This window comes from Mitsuaria sp. 7, from assembly GCF_001653795.1.
Taxonomy (GTDB): Bacteria; Pseudomonadota; Gammaproteobacteria; order Burkholderiales; family Burkholderiaceae_C; genus Roseateles.
The window spans coordinates 3,154,095-3,174,709 of the sequence record NZ_CP011514.1 but is presented as its reverse complement, the minus strand read 5'-3'; the positions used below and the strand labels follow the sequence as shown (position 1 = coordinate 3,174,709).

The window sequence follows — 20,615 nt, the reverse complement described above, 5'->3', positions numbered from 1 at the left end:
GCTGATTGACCACACAAGACCCCACCCATTCGACGCCGCCCCCCGAGGCGGCGCGCGCCATTCTGGTGGGGGTCGATCTGGGCCGCGGCGAGGCCTTCGACCCCACCCTCGACGAACTCGCACTGCTGGCCGAGTCGGCCGGTGACACCCCGGTCGCCCGGGTCGTCGCCCGACGCAAGGCGCCCGACGCGGCACTGTTCATCGGTTCCGGCAAGGCCGACGAGATCAAGCTGATGGTGGAGGCGCTCGGCGCCCACACCGTGCTGTTCGACCAGGCCATCTCCCCCGCCCAGCAACGCAACCTGGAACGCCACATCGGCGTGCCCGTGGCCGACCGCACCGCGCTCATCCTGGAGATCTTCGCGGCCCGCGCGCAGAGCTTCGAGGGCAAGCTGCAGGTGGAACTCGCGCGGCTGCAGTACCTCTCCACGCGCCTGGTGCGCCGCTGGAGCCATCTGGAACGTCAGAGCGGCGGCATCGGCATGCGCGGCGGCCCGGGCGAGCGCCAGATCGAGCTGGACCGCCGCATGATCGACGACCGCATCAAGTCGATCAAGGAACGGCTCAAGAAGGTCCAGAAGCAGCGCGCCACGCAACGCCGCGCCCGCGCGCGCAACGGGGTGTTCCGCGTCTCGCTGGTGGGCTACACCAACGCCGGCAAGAGCACGCTGTTCAATGCGTTGACGAAGGCGAAGGCCTACGCGGCGAACCAGCTGTTCGCGACGCTCGATACGACGACCCGCTCGCTGTACCTCGAGGAGGCGGGCACCAGCGTGTCGCTGTCCGACACCGTCGGCTTCATCCGCGATCTGCCCCACAAGCTGGTCGAGGCGTTCAAGGCCACGCTGCAGGAGGCGGCCGACGCCGACCTGCTGCTGCACGTGGTCGACGCCGCCAGCCCGGTGCTGACCGAGCAGATGGAGGAGGTCGAGCGGGTGCTCGCCGAGATCGGCGCGCAGCACATCCCGCAGATCCTCGTCTACAACAAGCTCGACCTGCTGGAAGACAACCAGCGTCCGCGCCAGTTGCAGGACTGGCTGACGCGTGTCGGCGGCGAGCACGGCGGACAGCGTCTGCCGCGGATCTTCGTCAGCGCGGTCAAGGGCGAGGGCCTGGACGAACTGCGCGCGATGATCGCGTCGCTGATGCAGGCCGCGCCGGTGCCCGAATACGGTGGCATGACGGATGCCGAGGGCGATGCCGGCGATGAGTCCGTCCATGGGTCCGAGGAGGCGGACGGTGTCGATGTCGACGATGTCGACTTGAACCCGCAAGACCTGCCCCAAGATCCGTCGGACCCGCAGGAACATCCGCAGGGACGCACAGGCTGAGGCCGTTCGCCAATGCCCGATACTTGCAACAAGACTTCCTCATCAGGATGCGTATGAATCAAGACGATCGCATGTCCGTCGCCGGTGGCGGACGTGACCCGCGGGGTGGAGCCGGCAGCCTGCGCCGCCGGTTCGGGCTCTGGATGAGCAACGGCCGCAATGAAGGCCCGCCTGACCTCGACGAGCTGTGGCGCGACTTCAACCGCAAGCTTTCTCGCCTGTTCGGCGGCCGCGGCGGCAATGACGGCAACGGCCCCACGGGCGGCGGCGGCAATCCCCAGCCCGACATGCGCGGCGCCGGCATCGGTGCCGGCCTCGTGGTCGGCGTGGTGCTGCTCGGCTGGCTGGCCAGCGGCGTGTTCATCGTGCAGGAAGGCCAGCAGGGCGTGGTCACCTCGTTCGGCAAGTACAGCCGCACGGTGGACGCCGGCATCCAGTACCGCTTCCCGTACCCGTTCCAGGCGCACGAGGTCGTGTCGGTCACGCAGCTGCGCTCGGTCGAGATCGGTCGCAACACGGTCGGTCAGGCCACGGGCCTGCGCGACTCGTCGATGCTGACGCAGGACGAGAACATCATCGACGTGCGCTTCACCGTGCAGTTCCGGTTGAAGGACTCGCGCGACTATCTGTTTGAGAACGTCAACACCGACGAGGCCGTCACGCTGGCGTCGGAGTCGGCGGTGCGCGAGATCGTCGGCCGCAACGAGGCCAACGCGGTCCTCTACGAGAAGCGCGACCAGATCGCCAACGAACTGCAGACGTCGATCCAGCAGCAGCTGGACCGGCTGAAGACGGGGATCCAGATCTCCGCCGTCAACCTGAACAGCGTGCAGCCGCCGGAACAGGTGCAGGCCGCCTTCGAGGACGCCTTCCGCGCGAACGCGGACCGCGAGCGCCTGAAGAACGAGGGCGAGGCCTACGCCAACGACGTGATCCCGCGCGCCCAGGGCCAGGCAGCCCGTCTGCGCGAGGATGCCGAGGCCTACCGCGCCAAGGTCGTGTCGTACGCCGAGGGTGATGCCCAGCGCTTCAAGTCCGTGCTGGCCGAATACCAGAAGGCCCCGGCCGTGACGCGCGACCGCCTCTACATCGATGCGATGCAGCAGGTCTATTCGCGGGTCACCAAGGTGATGGTCGACGCCAAGGGCGGCGGTTCCAACCTGCTGTACCTGCCGCTGGACAAGCTGATGCAGCAACAGCAGACGGGCACCGTCACGACCACCGTGCCGACCCCGGTCGCACCGACCGATTCATCGACGGCCAGCCCTTCGCTGAGCACCGATCCGCGCTCGCGCGACAGCATGCGCAGCCGCGACCGCGACGGCCGTTGATCGACAGGAGCCCACAACAATGAATCGCATCGTCTCCGTCGTCGTCGGTCTGCTGATCCTGTTCATGATCGCCAGCTCGACCCTGTTCGTCGTCGACCAGCGTCAGTACGCCGTCGTGTACTCGCTGGGCGAGATCAAGGACGTGATCGCCGAACCCGGCCTGAAATTCAAGCTGCCGCCGCCGCTGCAGAACGTGGTCTTCCTGGACCGCCGCGTGCAGACGCTGGACTCGTCCGAGCCCCGCGCGATCTTCACCGCCGAGAAGAAGAGCCTGGTCGTCGACTGGCTGGTCAAGTGGCGCATCGTCGATCCCAAGCAGTTCATCCGCAACAACGGCAGCCAGCTGCGCAATCTCGAATCGAGACTGAGCCCGGTGGTCAATTCCGCGATGAACGAGGAGGTGACCAAGCGCACCGTGGCCGCCGTGCTGGCGACCGAGCGCGAGAAGGTCATGCAGGACGTGCGCAAGCGTCTGGAGAGCACCGCCAAGGAGCTGGGCATCGAGATCGTCGACGTGCGGGTCAAGCGCGTGGACTTCGCGGCCAACATCACCGAGGCCGTCTACAACCGGATGAAGACCGAACGCGCCCGCGCCGCCAACGAGCAGCGCTCCACCGGCGCGGCCGAAGGCGAGAAGATCAAGGCCGATGCCGACAAGCAGCGCGATGTGATCACCGCCGAGGCCTACAGCGACGCGCAGAAGATCATGGGTGAGGGCGATGCGAAGGCGTCGGTCCTGTACTCGGAGGCCTTCGGCCGCGATCCGCAGTTCGCCCAGTTCTACCGGTCGCTGGATGCCTATCAGCGCTCGTTCAAGGGCAAGAACGATGTGATGGTGCTCGACCCCTCGAGCCCCTTCTTCAACGCGATGCGCAACGGCGGCCCTGGCGCCCCGGCGGGTCCCGCGCCAAAGAAGTGAACCCGGGAAGGGCCGGACGAAGCGACCTCCGGGTCCTTCTCCGGCCCTCGTCATCAGGTTGACCGGCAGCAGCCGGAAAGGGCGGCCTCTTCATGAGCGGCGACCAATGGCTGGCGGCGCTGGCGCTGCTGCTGATCATGGAAGGGCTGTTGCCCTTCCTGAGCCCCGGCACCTGGCGACAGCTGTTCTCCAAGCTGTTGGCGATGAGCGACGGCCAACTGCGATTCCTGGGTCTGGCGAGCCTGGCGTGCGGGGGCTTGCTGCTGTGGCTGCTCTGAGCGGGCTGCGCTGAGCGCTGCAGGGCAGGGCGGGCTGCGCAGCCCGTCACGAAGCCTCCCTGAACCGTTGGCGAATTCGCTCCAGACCCCCGCGTGGGGGTCTCGGTGGTCGGAGCGCGTCGCGACCCCGGTACAATGCCGTTTTTAACCCCCTCCCTGAACGTCCATGGCCTCTGCTTGGCTGCTGCCCGAGCACATTGCTGACGTCCTCCCCTCCCAGGCTCGCCGCATCGAAGAACTTCGACGCGAACTCCTGGACATGGCGCGGACCTACGGTTGCGAGCTGGTGATGCCTCCCCTGCTGGAGCATCTCGACTCGCTGCTTTCCGGCACCGGTCAGGCGCTGGACCTCAAGACCTTCAAGCTCGTCGACCAGCTCTCCGGTCGCAGCCTGGGCCTGCGCGCGGACACGACCCCGCAGGTCGCCCGCATCGACGCCCACCTTCTGAACCGCGCCGGCGTGACGCGACTGTGCTACTGCGGGCCGGTGCTCCACACGCGCGCCGAAGGCCTGACCGCGACGCGCGAACCGCTGCAGTTCGGCGTCGAGATCTATGGCCATGCCGGTCTCGAGGCGGATCTCGAAGCGCAGGAACTCGCCATTGATGCGATGCAGCGCGCGGGGGTGACGCGCCTGGTGCTGGATCTCGGCGACGCGCGACTGGTGCGCGGCGTGCTCGGCGATCACGCGCTGGAAGAGGACCGTCTGAATGCCCTGGTGGCCGCGATGGCCGCCAAGGATGCGGCCGGGGTGGCCGCGTTCTCGAACGAATTGCCGGACGACGTCGTCGCCGAGCTGCAGACGCTGTTGCGTCTGTACGGTGGCGTCGAGGTGCTGGCCGACGCGCGTCGCGCGTTGCCGGCCAATGCGCTGGTCACCGCCGCGCTGGACGATCTGGAGTGGCTGATCCATCACCTGCGCGCGGCGTATCCCGACGTGCGCATCGGTGTCGATCTGGCGGATCTGCCGGGCTTCGGCTACTACAGCGGCGTGCGCTTCGCGCTGTACGCGGAGGGCGGCACGGATGCGGTCCTGCGCGGCGGCCGCTACGACGAGGTGGGCGCGGTCTTCGGCCGGCGTCGTCCCGCCGTCGGTTTCAGCCTGGACTTGAAATCGCTGGTGGGCCTGATCCCGGCCACGTCGCTGCGGGCTGCGGTGCGCGCGCCGTGGGGCGAGGATCCCGACCTGCGCGCGGCGGTCCGCCGTCTGCGCGAACAGGGCGAGACCGTCGTCTGCGTCCTCCCGGGCCACGAGCAAGAGAACGACGAATTCGAATGCGACCGCGAGCTGGTGCACGCCGGCGGTCAATGGGTGCTGCGATCGCTGTGAGCGACGCGATTCGCCCCTCCACCCTCAACCTCCCAATCATCGGATGAACGACATGCAAAGCAGTGAGATCGCGCGCGGGCGCAACGTGGTGGTGGTCGGCACCCAATGGGGTGACGAAGGCAAGGGCAAGGTCGTCGACTGGCTGACGCCCCACGCGCAAGGCGTGGTGCGCTTCCAGGGCGGCCACAACGCCGGCCACACGCTGGTGATCAAGGGGGTGAAGACGGCGCTGCAGCTGATCCCGTCGGGCATCATGCGCGACGGCGTCGCCTGCTACATCGGCAACGGCGTGGTGCTGGACCCGACCCATCTGCTGTCGGAGATCGAGCGCCTGGAGAAGGCCGGTGTGGAGGTGCGTTCGCGCCTGTACATCAGCGAGTCCTGCCCGCTGATCATGCCTTTCCACGTCGAGGTCGACCGCGCCCGCGAGGCGCTGCGCGAGAGCAGCGGCAGCGGCAAGATCGGCACGACCGGCAAGGGCATCGGCCCGGCGTACGAGGATAAGGTCGCCCGCCGTGCGCTGCGCGTGCAGGACCTGAAGCATCCGGAGCGTTTCGCGAAGAAGCTCAAGGAACTGATCGACCTGCACAACGTCGCGCTGACCGGCTACCTGAATTCGAAGGCGCTGGAGTTCCAGCCGATCTTCGACCACGCGATGTCGCTGGCCGAGCAGATCAAGCCGATGATGGCCGACGTCGGCTACATGCTGCACAAGGCGCATCAGGCGGGTCAGAACATCCTGTTCGAAGGCGCGCAAGGCACGCTGCTGGACATCGACCACGGCACCTATCCGTACGTGACGTCGAGCAACTGCGTGGCGGGCAACGCCGCCGCGGGCGCGGGCGTGGGTCCGCAGATGCTGCATTACATGCTGGGCATCACGAAGGCCTATGCGACGCGCGTGGGCTCGGGTCCGTTCCCGACCGAACTGGACTGGGAAACCGAAGGCACGGTGGGGCATCACCTGTCGACGGTCGGCCAGGAGCGCGGCACGGTCACCGGCCGCGCCCGTCGTTGCGGTTGGATCGACGCCGCCGCGCTGAAGCGCTCGATCATCATCAACGGCATCACCGGCCTGTGCCTGACCAAGCTCGACGTCCTGGACGGCCTGGCCGAGATCAGCATGTGCGTGGGCTATGAACTCGACGGCAAGCAGATCGACATCCTGCCGCTGGACGCCGACGAGATCGTCGCCTGCAAGCCGGTGTACGAAGTCTTCCCGGGCTGGACCGAATCGACCTTCGGCATCACCGAGTGGGACCGCCTGCCGGCCAATGCGCGCGCCTACCTGAAGCGTGTGGAAGAAGTGATCGGCGCGCCGATCGCCATGGTGTCCACCGGTCCCGACCGCGAGCACACCATCCTGCTGCAGCATCCGTTCCAGGGCTGAGCGACCGCTCGCGCCCTGTCGTTTTCCGTCTTATCCAGACCTGACCCCATCCATCGCTGAGGAGCCTCCCCCATGTTGACCGACGACGGCAAACATCTGTACGTGTCGTGGGATGAATACCACCTGTTGATCGAACGCCTGGCGCTGAAGGTGCATGCCTCCGGCTGGGAGTTCGACCAGATCCTGTGCCTGGCCCGCGGCGGGATGCGTCCCGGCGACGTGCTGTCGCGCGTGTTCGACAAGCCGCTGGGCATCATGTCGACCAGCTCTTACCGCGCGGAAGCGGGCACGATCCAGGGGCGTCTGGACATCGCCAAGTACATCACCATGCCCAAGGGCGAACTCGCCGGTCGCGTGCTGCTGGTGGACGATCTGGCGGATTCGGGCGTGACGCTGAAGGCGGTGGTGGAGCGGCTGCGCGGCATGCCGTCGATCAGCGAGCTGCGGTCGGCCGTGATCTGGACGAAGAGCGTCTCGGAATACACCCCGGACTATTACGTCGAGATGCTGGAAACCAGCCCGTGGATCCATCAGCCGTTCGAAGACTACGACGCGTTGCGCCCCGATGCGCTGGCGAAGAAGTTCGCGATCTGATGAACGAAGGGCTGACAACTGTCAGCCCTTTTTGTTTGTATGTGCTGGAAGCTCGCTGCCTTCGCAGGAGAGGACTCGGTCACGCAAGCGCGACCCCGGTTGGGACCTGTGGTCCCAACCATTCGAGTCCTCCCGTGATGTCCACTGGACATCACTTCCTGGGCGTCAGAATGAGAAAAGCCGGCTCATGGCCGGCTTTTCGAATATGGTGCCCAGGAGAGGACTCGAACCTCCACGGAGTTACCCGCTAGTACCTGAAACTAGTGCGTCTACCAATTCCGCCACCTGGGCAAGGTCAGAAGCCAGTCTCCCGGAAAACCATCTCAAGCCACTTCTTGAAGTATTCTTGAGCCCTCGGTTTCTCGGAACACAGAAGTGCTTCTGCGTTTCAGGAAAGACAAGGATTCTACTATCAAAAACTTCAAGAATGCAAGCCCCCAGGGCGCCCAGAGCGCTCAACCGATGGGGGAGATCGAAGGCACGGTGCAGGGTCACCGCGACGGGCACGGTTTCCTGATGCCCGACGATGGTCAATCGGACGTTTATCTGTCCTCGCAGGAGATGCACGCCGTCATGCACGGCGACCGCCTGCGGGTGCGCATCGTGCGCCACGACAAGCGCAACCGTCCCGAAGGCCGCGTGCTGGAAATCCTCGAGCGACGCAAGAAGCCGATCATCGGCCGCCTGCTGCTCGAGTCCGGCATCTGGCTCGTCGCGCCTGAAGACAAACGCTACGGCCAGGACATCCTGGTGCCGAAGAACGCGATCGCCAACGCGACCGCGGGTCAGATCGTCGCTGTCGAACTGACGGAGCCGCCGTCGCTGTATTCGCAGCCGGTGGGCCGCGTGACCGAAGTGCTGGGCGAGATCGACGACCCCGGCATGGAGATCGAGATCGCCGTGCGCAAGTACGAGGTCCCGCACGCCTTCAGCGCCGACACGCTGGCGCAGGCGGCGAAGCTGCCCGACAAGGTCCGCGCGGTCGACATGAAGCACCGCATCGACCTGCGCGACGTGGCGCTGGTGACCATCGACGGCGAGGACGCGCGCGACTTCGACGATGCGGTCTACTGCGAGCCCCACAAGCAGGGCCGGGGCAAGACGGCGTTCCAGGGCTGGCGTCTGCTGGTCGCGATCGCCGACGTCAGTCACTACGTGAAGCCCGGCGAGCCGCTGGATCGCGATGCCTACGAGCGCGCGACCTCGGTCTACTTCCCCAGACGCGTCATCCCGATGCTGCCGGAGAAGCTGTCGAACGGCTTGTGCTCGCTGAACCCGGAGCAGGATCGTCTGTCCATGGTCTGCGACATGCTGGTCAGCGAGTCTGGCGAGCTGCACGCGTACCAGTTCTATCCGGCGGTCATCAACTCGCATGCGCGCTTCACCTACACGGAAGTGGCGGCCATTCTCGGCAACACGCATGGCCCCGAGGCCCACAAGCGCAAGACGCTGGTGCCGCACCTGCTGCACCTGCACGAGGTCTACCGCGCGCTGCTGTCGCAACGTGCCAAGCGCGGCGCGATCGACTTCGAGACCACCGAGACCCAGATCGTCTGCGACGACAACGGCCGCATCGAGAAGATCGTGCCGCGTACCCGCAACGAGGCCCATCGCCTGATCGAGGAGGCGATGCTCGCCGCCAACGTCTGCGCGGCGGACTTCATCGCGGGCGGCAAGCATGCATCGCTGTACCGGGTCCATGAAGGTCCGACGCCCGAGAAGCGCGGCACGCTGCAGGCCTACCTGCGCGCGCTGGGCATCGGTATGGGCATCAGCGACGACCCCTCGCCGGGCGAGTACCAGGCGATCGCGCAAGCGACCAAGGACCGGCCCGACGCGCAGCAGATCCACACCATGCTGCTGCGTTCGATGCAGCAGGCGATCTACACGCCGGCCAATGCGGGCCACTTCGGTCTCGCGTACCAGGCCTACACGCACTTCACCAGCCCGATCCGGCGCTACCCGGACCTGCTGGTGCATCGCGTGATCAAGGCGCTGCTCGGATCGAAGAAGTACGCGCTCGACGCGCACAAGATGGAAGCCGCGAACCCGATGCCCAAGCGGCCGGGCAAGCCGGCCTCGAAGGCGCCGAGCCCGGCCTCCGCATCGACGGAGGCGGAGCGCTGGGAAGTCGTCGGCGCGCATTGCAGCGCCAACGAGCGCCGCGCGGATGAAGCCTCGCGCGACGTCGAGGCCTGGCTGAAGTGCCGCTTCATGCGCGACCACCTCGGCGAGGAATTCGCCGGCACGGTGAGCGCGGTGACGAGCTTCGGCCTGTTCGTGCAGCTCGATGCCTTGTATGTCGAGGGACTGATCCACATCACCGAACTCGGCGGCGAGTACTTCCGTTTCGACGAGGTCCGCCAGGAGCTCCGCGGCGAACGCACCGGCATCCGCTACGCCACGGGCGCGCGCGTGCAGGTGCAGGTCAGCCGTGTCGACCTGGACGGCCGCAAGATCGACTTCCGCCTGGTGCGTGAGGGCGAGGAGCAGCGCCTGCTGCGCGGCGGTCATCGCGACAAGTTCGGCGACCGGCGCGGCGGCGAGGGCAAGGGCCCCGCGAGGAAGCAGGACAAGCGGGCCGAGCACCGCGCGCGCCGTGAGGCCGCCGCGGCTCCGGCCGCGACGGTGGAGCCGATGCCGCTGCCGCCGCCTGATCCGCCGACGGCGGTCGACGCGCTGGAGCGCATCGAGCAGGCCGATCGCGTGTTGAAGGCCGAGCGCCGGAAATCGGAGCGCGCGACGAAGGGCTCGTCGACGCATCCGGTCCAGGCGGTCAAGCGCACGGCGCGCAGCGCCGCGAAGTCCGTCGCTGCGAAGGGCAGCGGCGCGCCGGCAGCCAAGACGACGCGACGCAAGCGCGGGGCATGAGTACTGCCTGAATGGTGCCTGCGCAGTGCCTGCGCGGTGCCCGAGGGTATCGATCGCTGCCGATCGAGGCTCCGATCAAGAAGGGTCTGGTCATGCCAGGCCCTTCGTACTTCTGGCGAGGCGTTGACGGTGTTCAGGCGGAGGGGCTGTGCAGTGCGGCCATCGCGTCGATCAGGTCAGCGGCGAGCAGCGGGCCGGAATGGCCCTCGGCGGCCGCCCCATGCCACGCCACGGCGGCGCAGGCGAGGTCGTGCGGGGCGATGCCCGGCGACTGCGCCCAGAGTCCGCCGATCCAGCCGGCCAGCACATCGCCGGTGCCTGCGGTTGCCAGCGCCGATGAGCCCGTGGCGTTGACCGACAGACGCCGCTTCGGCGTCACCACGACGCTGCCCGATCCTTTGAGCACGACCGTCGCCGAGAAGCGCATGGCCAACTGCGTCGCGGCGTCCAGGCGATCGGCCTGCACGCCTGCGGCGGAGGGCAGTCCAAGCAACCGCGCCGCTTCCAGCGGATGCGGCGTGAGGATCGTCGGCCAGCCGTGCGTTGCGCGACGACGCAGCGCGTGCTGCAGCGTCTCATCGGCGGCCACGAGGTTCAGCGCATCGGCATCGAGCACAACGCGCGTCGCGCCGTGCAACACCGTGGACAGCGCCGGCGCGATGGCCGTACCGCCGCCGCATCCGCACACGGCCACGATGTCCCGCCAGGTGTCGGTCGGAGTGCTCCAGCGCGCGGCATCCCAATGCATCAGCTCCGGCCGGGCGGGCCATGGCTGGCCGTCGTCGTCCGGCAGCGCCGCGTACACGCGACCCGCGCCAGCCGCCAACGCCGACGTGGCGGCCAGCCACGCGGCGCCGCGCATCGTCGGCGCGCCGCCCAGGACGACGACGTCGCCCTGCCTTCCCTTGTGACTCGACGCCGAGCGCGCGAACTCGCCTTGCCAGCGCGTGATGCGGCTGGCGCCGAAGAGCACGCCCACCCCCTTCTCGCCGACCGGCACGCCGAGATCGTCGAACCACACGCGCCCCGCGAGCGCACGGCCTTCCCCGGTGAACAGGCCGGACTTCAAGGTCAGGAAGGTCAGCGTGTGATGCGCGCGAACAGCGTCCGCGCCCAGCGGCTGACCGGTGCGCGCATCGATGCCGCTGGGGACATCGACGGCCAGCACTGTGGTGCCCGCATCTCGCAGTGAGTCGATGGCCTGGATGGCTGAAGCGAACGCGCCCTCGGGGGCTCGGCTGGCACCAAGGCCGAGGAGGGCGTCGATGGCGACATCGGCCCACCGGGGCATCCGCTGGGGGTCGGTGTGCAGGCTCAGGCCGGCTTGCCTGGCGGTGTCCAGCGCGTGCGCGGCGTCGCTGCCCGGCTGGGGCTCCGGCCCGACCAGCAGCGCGTCCACCGTCCATCCGCGCGCGGCCAGGTGGCGCGCCGCGATGAGGCCGTCGCCGCCGTTGTTGCCCGGACCGGCGAACACCGCGGCGTATCGGCCGAAGGGCTTGAGCGCCAGGGCGAGTCGCGCCACCGCCAGGCCGGCGCGCTCGATCAGCGTGTGCGGCGGATGCAGCGACAGCGCCGCCGACTCGATGCGCCGGCTCGACGGCGCGTCATGCAGGGATTGATCGTGGGATGTGGGGAGCACGGGCAGCATGCCGCCGACTCTATCCCCGTCCCGGATCGCTCAGATCGCTCGGGTTGCTCGGGTCGATCGAGCCGCTCCGGCGACTCGGCTCACTTGAGCCGTCCCGGCTCCAGCAGTGCGGCGTCGATGCCAGGGTCCTTCTTCGCCAGTCGTGCGGCCAGCAGTTGCGCGGCGGCGCCGGCCATGGTCCAGCCATGCTCGCCGTGACCGATGTTCAGCCACACGCCGGGCAGGCCGGATTCGCCGATCAGCGGCAACTCGTCGGGCAGCAGCAGGCGCGAGGTCTTCCAGCGCTGCTGACCGCCGGCCAGCAGGGCGCCGGGGAACCAGTCGTGCGCGGCCTGATGCAACGCGCCCATCGACTGACCATCCGGCTGGGATGAGTAGCCGCCCAACTCGTTCGCACCGCCGACGCGCACGCGCTGACCGAGGCGGGTGAGGCTCACGCCCAGCGACACGTCGATGACGGTCGCGCGAGGTCCCAGGTCCGGGTGGGCCTCCAGCATGCGCAGCGGCGCCGTCAGCGTGTGCGTGTGGACCGTTCCCCACGGCAGCTTCAGTCCCTGCGCGGCGAGCAGCGGCACCGCCCCCTTGCCGGCACAGACCAGCACCGCGTCCACCCGCAGCGGTTCACCGGCGGCCACGTGCACGGCCGGCTGGCTGCCCGGCTCGATGCGTAGCACGTCGGTGTTGAAGTTCCACTGGACGCCGAGCCGCTGCGCTTCCAGCTTCAGCGCCTGGCTGAACTGGCGGGCGTTGGCCGCCTCGTCCTGCGTCAACAGGATGCCGCCGTGCAGCGTGGTTTCGGCATTGAGTCCGGGCTCCTGCGCGCGACAGCCTTCGGCGTCGAGCTCGCGGTGCGGCACCTGCCGTTCCTGCAGCCGCGCGAGCAGCGGCGCCGCGCTCTTGTAGTCCTTGGCAGTGCGCCACAGCAGCAGTACACCGGCTTCACGTTCGACGTCCATCTTCAACTCGCGTCGCCACACGGCCATCACGGCCTGCCCGCGCTGCGCGAGCGCATGCAGCGCCTCCGGCATGGCCTGGGCGCCGCGCGCGCGACCGGCGCGCCAATTCGCGAATTTCCAGCCGAGCTGACCCGGCTTGCCGCGCCATGCCAGCGGCACATCCGGCCGTGCGGCCATCAGGCCGGGCGCGATCAGCCCCGGCGGTGCGAAGCTCGCGCCCGTGGCGACGCTGGTGTCGCGTTCGAAGACGTGGACCTCGTGGCCCTGCAGCGCGAGTTCGTAAGCGCTCGTGACGCCGGCCAGGCCGGCTCCGATGATGGCGACCCGCATCTCAGCGCGTCCTCGCGGCGAGTGCCGCTTCGACGCCCGATGCAGCGCTCAGCACCGCGTGATCGCGCAGCGCGGGCGCCCACAGCATCAGGCCGACCGGCAGTTCGCCGGGGTGCTCGCACGGGATCGAGATCGCGCAGCCGTCGAGCAGGTTCACGACGGCGGTATTGCGCAGCAGGCGCGCGTTGGTGGCAAAGAACAGGTCGTCGCTGTGCAGCAAGGGGGCGATCTCCGGGGCTTGGAGCGGAACAGTGGGGCTGAGGAAGGCGTCGATGCCGGCCATCGCGGCCGTCATGTCCTGGATCCAGCGGCGGCGGGCATCGAGCAGTGCCTGGTAGGCGGCGGGCAGGATGGCCTCGCCGCGGCGGATGCGCTGCGCGACGCGCGGGTCGTAGCGGTCGCCGCGTTCGGCGAGGCGCGCATGGTGCCATGCCCAGGCCTCTGCCGCGGTGATGCCGCCTTGTGTTTGCAGTTCCGCCACACGGGGCAGGGCGGGCAGCGCGCGTTCCTCGATGGCGGCGCCAGCGGCGCGCAGCGTCGTGAGGGCGCGTTCGAACGCAGCAGCCACCGCAGGCTCGAGTTCGTCCTGCATGAAGTCCGGCGTGATCGCGAAGCGCCATGCGCTCAAAGGCCGCGTGTCGAGCTCGACGGGTTCGCCGCTCAGCACCGCATGCAGCAGCGCGGCATCCCGCGCCGAGCGCGTGATCGCGCCGGCCGTGTCCAGCGAGGGCGACAAGGGCACGCAGCCATCGAGCGGCACCTGCCGCGCCGTGCTCTTGAAGCCGACCAGTCCCTGCAGCGCGGCCGGGATGCGCAGCGACCCGCCGGTGTCCGAGCCGAGTGCTGCCCACGCCGCGCCGGTGGCGACGCTGACCGCGCCGCCTGAGGTCGATCCGCCGGGAATGCGATCCACGCCGTCGATCGCGCGTGTCACCGGATTCCGGGGCGTGCCGTGATGTGGATTGATGCCGACGCCGGAGAAGGCGAACTCACTGAGGTTGGTGTGGCCGACCAGCGCGGCGCCGGCGGCGCGCAGCCGGGCGACGGCGGGCGCGTCGTGCCTGGCGGGTGGTGCATCGTCCATGGCGGCGGACGCGGCGGTCGTCGGATGCCCGGCGACGTCGAACAGGTCCTTGACGGATACCGCCAGACCGCCGAGCGTCGGACGGGGCTCACCGCGTGCATGCGCGACGTCCGAGGCCTCGGCGGCCGCACGGGCCTCCTCGTCGAAGCAGCGCAGGAAGACATGCCGGCACGCTTCGTCGTCTGCGCGTGACAGGGCGTCGGACAACAGCGAGCGCGCCGAGTGGCGGCCCAGGCGCAGCGAGGCGAGCGCCTCGGTCAGGTCGATCGGCATGCGAAAACGGGTTATACTCGATGGGTTTTCCCGGATACGCCAGCCAATGGGGCTGGAGTCCGGTGGGAACGCGGTGTGCAGGCAGGGGTCGGACAGTGATGTCGTGCCTTTGTCGCTCATCGCAAATTCGCGAATCCGGCGAATCAAGGTGTTGCAACGTCCATCAGACGTCGCAATTCGTGCCGGATTCTAGAACCAACCTTCGGAGTTACTTATGTCCGTCACGATGCGTGAGATGCTGGAAGCCGGCGTCCATTTCGGCCACCAAACCCGCTTCTGGAATCCCAAGATGGCCCCGTATATCTACGGCCATCGCAACAAGATCCACATCATCAACCTCGAGAAGACGCTGCCCGCGTTCGAGGAAGCCCTGAAGTTCGTGCGCCAGCTGGCTGCCAAGCGCGGCACGATCCTGATGGTCGGCACCAAGCGCCAGGCCCGCGACATCGTCGCCGCCGAAGCTGAGCGCGCCGGCGTCCCGAGCGTCAACCAGCGTTGGCTGGGCGGCACGCTGACCAACTTCAAGACGGTCAAGACCTCGCTGAAGAAGCTCAAGGACATGCAGGCACAGATCGAGGCTGGCACCCAGCCCGCGATCAAGAAGGAAGCCCTGATGTTCACGCGCGACATCAACAAGCTCGACAAGAACATCGGCGGCATCCAGGACATGGTCGCGCTGCCGGACGCCCTGTTCGTCATCGACGTCGGCTACCACAAGATCGCCGTCCTGGAAGCCAAGAAGCTGGGCATCCCGGTCATCGGCATCGTGGACACCAACCACTCGCCCGAAGGCATCGACTACGTCATCCCCGGCAACGACGACTCGGCCAAGGCTGTCGCCCTGTACGCCAAGGCTGTCGCCGACGCCGTGCTGGAAGGCCGCGCCAACTCGTCGAACGAAGTCGTCACGGCCGTCGCCGCTGAAGGCGACGAATTCGTCGAAGTGAACGAAGGCGCCTGATCCAGGCCCTGACCCACGACGGGTTCTGACAAGGGGGCTGATTCAGCCCCCTTCGTCCAAGTAAAGTCTAAGCAGATTCAGATTTCAGCGGCGCCGGAGCGTTCCGGGCCGCGACATACGGAGATTGAAATGGCAGCAATTACCGCAAGCATGGTCGCCGAGCTGCGCGCCCGCACCGACTCCCCGATGATGGAGTGCAAGAAGGCGCTGACCGAAGCCGACGGCGACATGACCCGCGCTGAAGAGATCCTGCGCGTCAAGCTGGGCAGCAAGGCCGGCAAGGCCGCCTCGCGCGTCACCGCCGAAGGCGTCGTCGCCGCGGCCGTGAAGGGCAATGCCGGCGCGCTGATCGAAGTCAACTGCGAAACCGACTTCGTGTCGAAGAACGACGCCTTCCTGGCGTTCGTGAACGCGCTGGCCGGTCTGATCGTCGACAGCAACCCCGCCGACATCGCCGCCCTGTCCGCCCTGCCGCTGTCGCAGGAAGGCTTCGGCCCGACGGTGGAAGACGTACGCGCCGGCCTGATCGGCAAGATCGGCGAGAACATGACGATCCGCCGCTTCAAGCGCTATGAAGGCACCAAGCTGGCCTCCTACCTGCACGGCACCCGCATCGGCGTGATGGTCGAGTTCGACGGTGACGAAGTCGCCGCCAAGGACGTCGCGATGCACGTCGCCGCGATGAAGCCGGCCGCGCTGTCGTCCGCCGAAGTCCCGGCCGAGCTGGTCGAGAAGGAACGCAAGATCGCCGCCGAGAAGGCCGCCGAGTCCGGCAAGCCGGCCGAGATCGTCGCCAAGATGGTCGAAGGCTCGGTGCAGAAGTTCCTGAAGGAAGTCTCGCTGCAGGACCAGGTCTTCGTGAAGGCCGCCGACGGCAAGCAGACCGTCGCCCAGATGCTCAAGGACAAGGCCACGACGGTGAAGTCGTTCACCCTGTACGTGGTGGGCGAAGGCATCGAGAAGAAGGTCGACGACTTCGCTGCCGAAGTGGCTGCCCAGGTGGCGGCTGCAAGCAAGCAGCAATAAGCGTCACGACTCAAAAAGGGCGCCTCTGGCGCCCTTTACACTTGTGCGCTTGCGCATGCAGGCGCACGCACGACACTCCCTCCATCGGCTGTATTGAAGAGGTAACAATGCCCGCCCACAAACGCATCCTGCTCAAGCTTTCCGGTGAAGCCCTGATGGGCGAAGACTCCTACGGGATCAACCGCGCCACCATCGTGCGCATGGTCCAAGAGATCCAGGAAGTGACGAAGCTCGGCGTCGAGGTCGCGGTCGTCATCGGCGGCGGCAACATCTTCCGCGGCGTGGCGGGTGGCGCGGTCGGCATGGACCGCGCGACGGCCGACTACATGGGCATGCTGGCCACGGTGATGAACTCGCTGGCCCTGGCCGACACGATGCGCCAGGAAGGCATCACCGCGCGCGTGATGTCGGCGATCGCGATCGAACAGGTCGTCGAGCCCTACGTGCGCCCGAAGGCGCTGCAGTACCTGGAGGAGGGCAAGGTCGTCGTCTTCGCCGCCGGCACCGGCAACCCCTTCTTCACGACCGACACGGCCGCCGCGCTGCGTGGCGCGGAGATCGGCGCCGAGATCGTGCTGAAGGCGACCAAGGTCGACGGCGTCTACACCGCCGACCCCAAGAAGGACCCGACGGCCACGCGTTATGCGCGCATCAGCTTCGACGAGGCCATCGGCAAGAACCTGCAGGTGCTGGACGCCACCGCGTTCGCGCTGTGCCGCGACCAGAAGCTGCCGATCCGCGTGTTCTCGATCTTCAAGCAGGGCGCGCTCAAGCGCGTCGTGATGGGTGAGGACGAGGGCACGCTGGTGCACGTCTGACCGGGTTCGCGCGTTAGAGACCACGCCGACCCCTGATCGAGGAAAAGAACATGAGCATCGCCGACATCAAGAAGAACGTCGAAGCCAAGATGGCCAAGTCCGTCGAGGCGTTCAAGAACGAGCTGCAGAAGATCCGCACCGGCCGCGCCCACCCGGGCCTGCTGGACCAGGTGCACGTGGATTACTACGGCTCCATGGTCCCCATCTCCCAGGTGGCCAACGTCACGCTGCTGGACGCCCGCACGGTCAGCGTGCAGCCCTGGGAGAAGGGCATGAGCCAGAAGATCGAGAAGGCCATCCGCGAATCGGACCTGGGCCTGAACCCGTCGTCCATGGGCGACCTGATCCGCGTGCCGATGCCGCCGCTGTCGGAAGAGCGCCGCCGCGACCTGGTGAAGGTCTCCAAGGGCGCCGCCGAAGACGCGAAGGTGGCCGTGCGCAACCTGCGCCGCGACGCCAACGAACAGGCGAAGAAGATGGCCAAGGACAAGGTCATCACCGAGGACGACGAGCGTCGCAGCCAGGACGAGGTCCAGAAGCTGACGGACCGCGTCGTCCAGGACATCGACAAGCTGCTCTCGGCCAAGGAAGCCGAGATCATGGCCGTCTGACCGTCGCATCCTCGTGAGCGCCGACAGCAAGGCGGGAGTGCCCCGCCATGTGGCCATCGTCATGGATGGCAACGGTCGTTGGGCGAAGAAGCGCTTCCTCCCGCGCTTCTTCGGCCACAAGCAGGGCGTGGACGCCCTGGTGCGGGTGGTCCAGGCCTGCATCGATCGCGAGATCGAGTACCTCACCGTCTTCGCCTTCTCCAGCGAGAACTGGAAGCGTCCCAGCGACGAGGTGTCCGGCCTGATGGGCCTGGTGCTGGCGGCGGTGTCGCGTTACCTGGCCCGCATGGGCGCGATGGGCGTGCGCATCCGCATCGTCGGCGACCGCGAGGCGGTGTCCGACAAGCTGCGGGCCGCCTGGGCCGAAGCCGAGGGCTCCACCGCCCACAATTCCAAGCTGACGCTGAACGTCGCGTTCAACTACGGCGGCCGCTGGGACATCGTCCAGGCCTGCCGCAAGGCGATGGAAGCGGGCGTGCCGCCGGCCGAGCTGACCGAGGCCCGGCTGTCCGAGTTCATGGCGATGAGCTATGCGCCGGACCCCGACCTCTTCATCCGCACCGGCGGCGAACTGCGCATCAGCAACTTCATGCTGTGGCAGACCGCGTACACCGAGTTCGTGTTCTCCGACTGCCTGTGGCCCGAGTTCGGCGAGGCGCAACTGGACGAGGCGATCGCCGCGTTCCGGGCGCGCGACCGCCGCTTCGGCGGGGTGAACGTTCCGGGCGTCGCCCAGGAGGCTTGAGATGCTGATCCAGCGCGTGATCACGGCCCTGGTGCTGTTGGCGATCCTGCTGCCGGCGCTGTTCGCGTCGAATCCGATGTGGTTCGCGCTGCTGACGCTGGTGATGATCGCGGCGGCCGGTTGGGAATGGTCCCGGCTGAACGGCAAGCCCGGCGTGGCGGCGCTCGCGTTCGGCGCCGTGCTCGCGGCCGCCTGCGCGGCGACGTTCTGGCTCGTCGGCTTCAACGTGCCGTCCTGGTGCTGGTGGCTGGCCGGTGGCATCTGGGTGCTGGGTGGCGTACGCGCGCTCGCGGTCGGCGTCGCCGGCTGGCCGAAGCTGTCGCCGGTGCTGAGACTGGTGCTCGGCGCGGTGCTGCTGTGGGCCGCCTGGCTCGCGCTGATCGTCGCGCGGCAGCGCGGCATCAATTTCCTGCTGTCGGCGATGTGCCTGGTCTGGATGGCCGACATCGCCGCGTATTTCTCCGGCAAGGCCTTCGGCAAGCGCAAGCTCGCGCCGGCGATCAGCCCGGGCAAGAGCTGGGAAGGTGCGATCGGCGGCCTGGTCGGCGTGATCGTGCTGGGCTTCATCTGGGTCCATGTGATCGATGTGCGCGTGCCTGTCGACTCGGCGTCGCTGTACACGGTGCTGGTGAAGCGCGTCGGTGTCGTGTCGCTGCTGGCGCTGGTCTTCCTGTCGGCGATGAGCGTCGTCGGCGATCTCTTCGAATCCCTGGTCAAACGGGCCGCCGGCGCCAAGGACAGCAGCCAGCTGCTGCCCGGCCACGGCGGCGTCCTGGACCGCGTCGACGCGCTGCTGCCCGTGCTGCCGCTGGCCCTGGCGCTGACTTCCCTCTGATCCTTTCCCCTGATCCTTCCCTTGATCCCGGGACCGCCGCGAGACCTCCTGCGATGACCGACCACTTCCACCGCCCGCAGCAGGTCTGCGTGCTGGGTTCCACCGGATCCATCGGCACCAGCACGCTGGACGTGATCGCACGCCACCCGGACCGTTACCGTGTCTTCGCCCTGTCGGCGATGAGCCGCGTCGACGAACTCGCCGCGCAGTGCGTGCAGTTCCAGCCGCGCTTCGCCGTGCTGCCGGATGCGGCGCTCGCCGCGCAACTGCGCGCGAAGCTGCGTGACGCCGGGTCCCGCACTGAAGTGCTCGACGGCATGGCCGCGCTGAGCGAGGTCGCCGCGCATCCCGACGTCGATGCCGTCATGGCCGCGATCGTCGGCGCCGCCGGCCTGCCGCCGGCGATGGCCGCGGCGCGCGCGGGCAAGCGGCTGCTGCTCGCGAACAAGGAAGCCATCGTGCTCGGCGGCGCGCTGTTCATGCGCGCGGTCGCGGAGGGCGGCGCGACGCTGCTGCCGGTGGACTCGGAACACTCGGCGATCTTCCAGTGCCTGCCGGAGGACCGCTCGACCTGGGCGCAACGCATCGATCACATCGTGCTGACCGCGTCCGGCGGTCCGTTCCGCCAACGCGATCCGGCCTCGCTCGCCGACGTCACGCCTGAGCAGGCCTGCGCCCATCCGAACTGGGTGATGGGCCGCAAGATCTCGGTCGACTCCGCGACCATGATGAACAAGGCGCTCGAGGTCATCGAGGCGCGCTGGCTCTTCGACCTGAAGCCCGAGCAGATCAAGGTGCTGATCCACCCGCAGAGCATCGTGCATTCGATGGTGGTCTGCCGCGACCACTCGGTCCTGGCCCAGCTGGGCACGCCCGACATGCGCGTGCCCATCGCGTACGCGCTGGCCTTCCCCGAACGCATCGCGACCGGCGCCGAGGTGCTGGACCTGCTGAAGACGCCCAGCCTCGCCTTCGAGGAGGCCGACGCGCGCCGCTTCCCCGGCCTGCATCTGTCGTGGCAGGCGCTGCGCGCGGCCGAGGGCAGCACCGCGGTGCTGAACGCCGCGAACGAGGAGGCGGTCGCCGCCTTCCTCGACCGCCGACTGCGCTTCGATCACATCTGCCGTGTCAACCGCGAGGTGCTCGAATCCGTGAATCCCGAGGCCGGCGAGGTCGACAGCGTCGAGGGCCTGCTGGCGCTCGACGGACGCGCCCGCCGGCAGGCGCGACAGCAGATCGCGGCGCTGGCCGCGGCGGTCTGATCCTCCGGTCGACGACCGCTCC

Annotated in this window: 18 protein-coding genes and 1 tRNA gene; 15 read left to right on the top strand and 4 right to left on the bottom strand. The window is 68.1% G+C overall.

Going from position 1 to position 20,615, the window contains the following annotated elements; all coding sequences use genetic code 11:
- Positions 1-5 precede the first annotated feature (5 nt).
- The 7 genes from hflX (at position 6) to ABE85_RS13870 (ending at position 7,173) form a co-directional block, all read left to right on the top strand.
- On the top strand, positions 6-1,331 hold the full coding sequence (gene hflX / locus ABE85_RS13900; protein ID WP_082938597.1) for a GTPase HflX: 1,326 nt from the start codon (positions 6-8) through the stop codon (positions 1,329-1,331).
- A 53-nt stretch (positions 1,332-1,384) separates the two neighbouring features.
- Complete coding sequence (hflK, locus tag ABE85_RS13895) at positions 1,385-2,662, top strand: FtsH protease activity modulator HflK (RefSeq protein ID WP_255362423.1); 1,278 nt, start codon at positions 1,385-1,387, stop codon at positions 2,660-2,662.
- A 19-nt stretch (positions 2,663-2,681) separates the two neighbouring features.
- Positions 2,682-3,581 (top strand): protease modulator HflC, encoded by a 900-nt coding sequence (gene hflC, locus ABE85_RS13890; RefSeq protein ID WP_067275528.1) that lies wholly within the window; start codon positions 2,682-2,684, stop codon positions 3,579-3,581.
- Positions 3,582-3,673: 92 nt separating this feature from the next.
- Positions 3,674-3,859 carry a DUF2065 domain-containing protein gene (locus ABE85_RS13885; RefSeq protein ID WP_067275525.1) on the top strand — a complete coding sequence of 62 codons (186 nt, stop codon included), beginning with the start codon at positions 3,674-3,676 and terminating at the stop codon, positions 3,857-3,859.
- A gap of 166 nt (positions 3,860-4,025) precedes the next feature.
- Positions 4,026-5,189, top strand: a complete 1,164-nt coding sequence (locus ABE85_RS13880) for an ATP phosphoribosyltransferase regulatory subunit (RefSeq protein WP_067275522.1) — start codon at positions 4,026-4,028, stop codon at positions 5,187-5,189.
- A gap of 52 nt (positions 5,190-5,241) precedes the next feature.
- The gene (locus ABE85_RS13875) at positions 5,242-6,579 is read left to right on the top strand and encodes an adenylosuccinate synthase (RefSeq protein ID WP_067282692.1); all 1,338 of its coding nucleotides are present in this window, start codon (positions 5,242-5,244) and stop codon (positions 6,577-6,579) included.
- Positions 6,580-6,651: 72 nt separating this feature from the next.
- Positions 6,652-7,173: a phosphoribosyltransferase gene (locus ABE85_RS13870; RefSeq protein ID WP_067275520.1), complete on the top strand. Its 522-nt coding sequence runs from the start codon at positions 6,652-6,654 to the stop codon at positions 7,171-7,173.
- Positions 7,174-7,379: 206 nt separating this feature from the next.
- Here the strand turns inward: ABE85_RS13870 and ABE85_RS13865 are convergent.
- Positions 7,380-7,464: transfer RNA gene (locus ABE85_RS13865), tRNA-Leu, on the bottom strand.
- A 171-nt stretch (positions 7,465-7,635) separates the two neighbouring features.
- Here ABE85_RS13865 and rnr point away from each other — a divergent pair.
- Entirely contained in the window at positions 7,636-10,044 is a 2,409-nt protein-coding gene (gene rnr, locus ABE85_RS13860; protein WP_157522380.1) for a ribonuclease R, read from the top strand.
- 133 nt (positions 10,045-10,177) lie between these two features.
- On the opposite strand, the gene ABE85_RS13850 is transcribed toward rnr, so the two are convergent.
- The 3 genes from ABE85_RS13850 to ABE85_RS13840 form a co-directional block, all read right to left on the bottom strand.
- Positions 10,178-11,692, bottom strand: coding sequence for a bifunctional ADP-dependent NAD(P)H-hydrate dehydratase/NAD(P)H-hydrate epimerase (locus ABE85_RS13850; RefSeq protein ID WP_067275516.1), 1,515 nt, complete (start codon positions 11,690-11,692; stop codon positions 10,178-10,180).
- A gap of 80 nt (positions 11,693-11,772) precedes the next feature.
- Positions 11,773-12,978, bottom strand: coding sequence for an FAD-dependent oxidoreductase (locus ABE85_RS13845; RefSeq protein WP_067275514.1), 1,206 nt, complete (start codon positions 12,976-12,978; stop codon positions 11,773-11,775).
- Position 12,979: 1 nt separating this feature from the next.
- Complete coding sequence (locus ABE85_RS13840) at positions 12,980-14,335, bottom strand: amidase (protein WP_067275510.1); 1,356 nt, start codon at positions 14,333-14,335, stop codon at positions 12,980-12,982.
- A gap of 214 nt (positions 14,336-14,549) precedes the next feature.
- Between ABE85_RS13840 and rpsB the strand changes: the two genes are divergently transcribed.
- The 7 genes from rpsB (at position 14,550) to ispC (ending at position 20,593) form a co-directional block, all read left to right on the top strand.
- Entirely contained in the window at positions 14,550-15,296 is a 747-nt protein-coding gene (gene rpsB / locus ABE85_RS13835) for a 30S ribosomal protein S2 (RefSeq protein ID WP_067275508.1), read from the top strand.
- A gap of 129 nt (positions 15,297-15,425) precedes the next feature.
- A complete protein-coding gene (gene tsf / locus ABE85_RS13830; protein ID WP_067275506.1) occupies positions 15,426-16,322 on the top strand; it encodes a translation elongation factor Ts in 897 nt (298 codons plus the stop codon).
- A gap of 107 nt (positions 16,323-16,429) precedes the next feature.
- Positions 16,430-17,140, top strand: a complete 711-nt coding sequence (gene pyrH, locus ABE85_RS13825) for a UMP kinase (protein ID WP_067275503.1) — start codon at positions 16,430-16,432, stop codon at positions 17,138-17,140.
- 50 nt (positions 17,141-17,190) lie between these two features.
- Positions 17,191-17,751, top strand: coding sequence for a ribosome recycling factor (frr, locus tag ABE85_RS13820; RefSeq protein ID WP_067275502.1), 561 nt, complete (start codon positions 17,191-17,193; stop codon positions 17,749-17,751).
- 13 nt (positions 17,752-17,764) lie between these two features.
- Entirely contained in the window at positions 17,765-18,496 is a 732-nt protein-coding gene (uppS, locus tag ABE85_RS13815) for a polyprenyl diphosphate synthase (RefSeq protein WP_255362421.1), read from the top strand.
- 1 nt (position 18,497) lies between these two features.
- Entirely contained in the window at positions 18,498-19,331 is an 834-nt protein-coding gene (locus ABE85_RS13810) for a phosphatidate cytidylyltransferase (protein WP_067275500.1), read from the top strand.
- 53 nt (positions 19,332-19,384) lie between these two features.
- On the top strand, positions 19,385-20,593 hold the full coding sequence (gene ispC, locus ABE85_RS13805; RefSeq protein WP_067275495.1) for a 1-deoxy-D-xylulose-5-phosphate reductoisomerase: 1,209 nt from the start codon (positions 19,385-19,387) through the stop codon (positions 20,591-20,593).
- Positions 20,594-20,615 lie beyond the last annotated feature (22 nt).

Bases quoted from the DNA above. Each gene is read 5' to 3' on its own strand.
- hflK (WP_255362423.1), top strand. From the start codon at position 1,385: ATGAATCAAGACGATCGCATGTCCGTCGCCGGTGGCGGACGTGACCCG.
- hflC (WP_067275528.1), top strand. From the start codon at position 2,682: ATGAATCGCATCGTCTCCGTCGTCGTCGGTCTGCTGATCCTGTTCATG.
- ABE85_RS13885 (WP_067275525.1), top strand. From the start codon at position 3,674: ATGAGCGGCGACCAATGGCTGGCGGCGCTGGCGCTGCTGCTGATCATG.
- ABE85_RS13880 (WP_067275522.1), top strand. From the start codon at position 4,026: ATGGCCTCTGCTTGGCTGCTGCCCGAGCACATTGCTGACGTCCTCCCC.
- ABE85_RS13875 (WP_067282692.1), top strand. From the start codon at position 5,242: ATGCAAAGCAGTGAGATCGCGCGCGGGCGCAACGTGGTGGTGGTCGGC.
- ABE85_RS13870 (WP_067275520.1), top strand. From the start codon at position 6,652: ATGTTGACCGACGACGGCAAACATCTGTACGTGTCGTGGGATGAATAC.
- rnr (WP_157522380.1), top strand. From the start codon at position 7,636: ATGGGGGAGATCGAAGGCACGGTGCAGGGTCACCGCGACGGGCACGGT.
- ABE85_RS13850 (WP_067275516.1), bottom strand. From the start codon at position 11,692: ATGCTGCCCGTGCTCCCCACATCCCACGATCAATCCCTGCATGACGCG.
- ABE85_RS13845 (WP_067275514.1), bottom strand. From the start codon at position 12,978: ATGCGGGTCGCCATCATCGGAGCCGGCCTGGCCGGCGTCACGAGCGCT.
- ABE85_RS13840 (WP_067275510.1), bottom strand. From the start codon at position 14,335: ATGCCGATCGACCTGACCGAGGCGCTCGCCTCGCTGCGCCTGGGCCGC.
- rpsB (WP_067275508.1), top strand. From the start codon at position 14,550: ATGTCCGTCACGATGCGTGAGATGCTGGAAGCCGGCGTCCATTTCGGC.
- tsf (WP_067275506.1), top strand. From the start codon at position 15,426: ATGGCAGCAATTACCGCAAGCATGGTCGCCGAGCTGCGCGCCCGCACC.
- pyrH (WP_067275503.1), top strand. From the start codon at position 16,430: ATGCCCGCCCACAAACGCATCCTGCTCAAGCTTTCCGGTGAAGCCCTG.
- frr (WP_067275502.1), top strand. From the start codon at position 17,191: ATGAGCATCGCCGACATCAAGAAGAACGTCGAAGCCAAGATGGCCAAG.
- ABE85_RS13810 (WP_067275500.1), top strand. From the start codon at position 18,498: ATGCTGATCCAGCGCGTGATCACGGCCCTGGTGCTGTTGGCGATCCTG.
- ispC (WP_067275495.1), top strand. From the start codon at position 19,385: ATGACCGACCACTTCCACCGCCCGCAGCAGGTCTGCGTGCTGGGTTCC.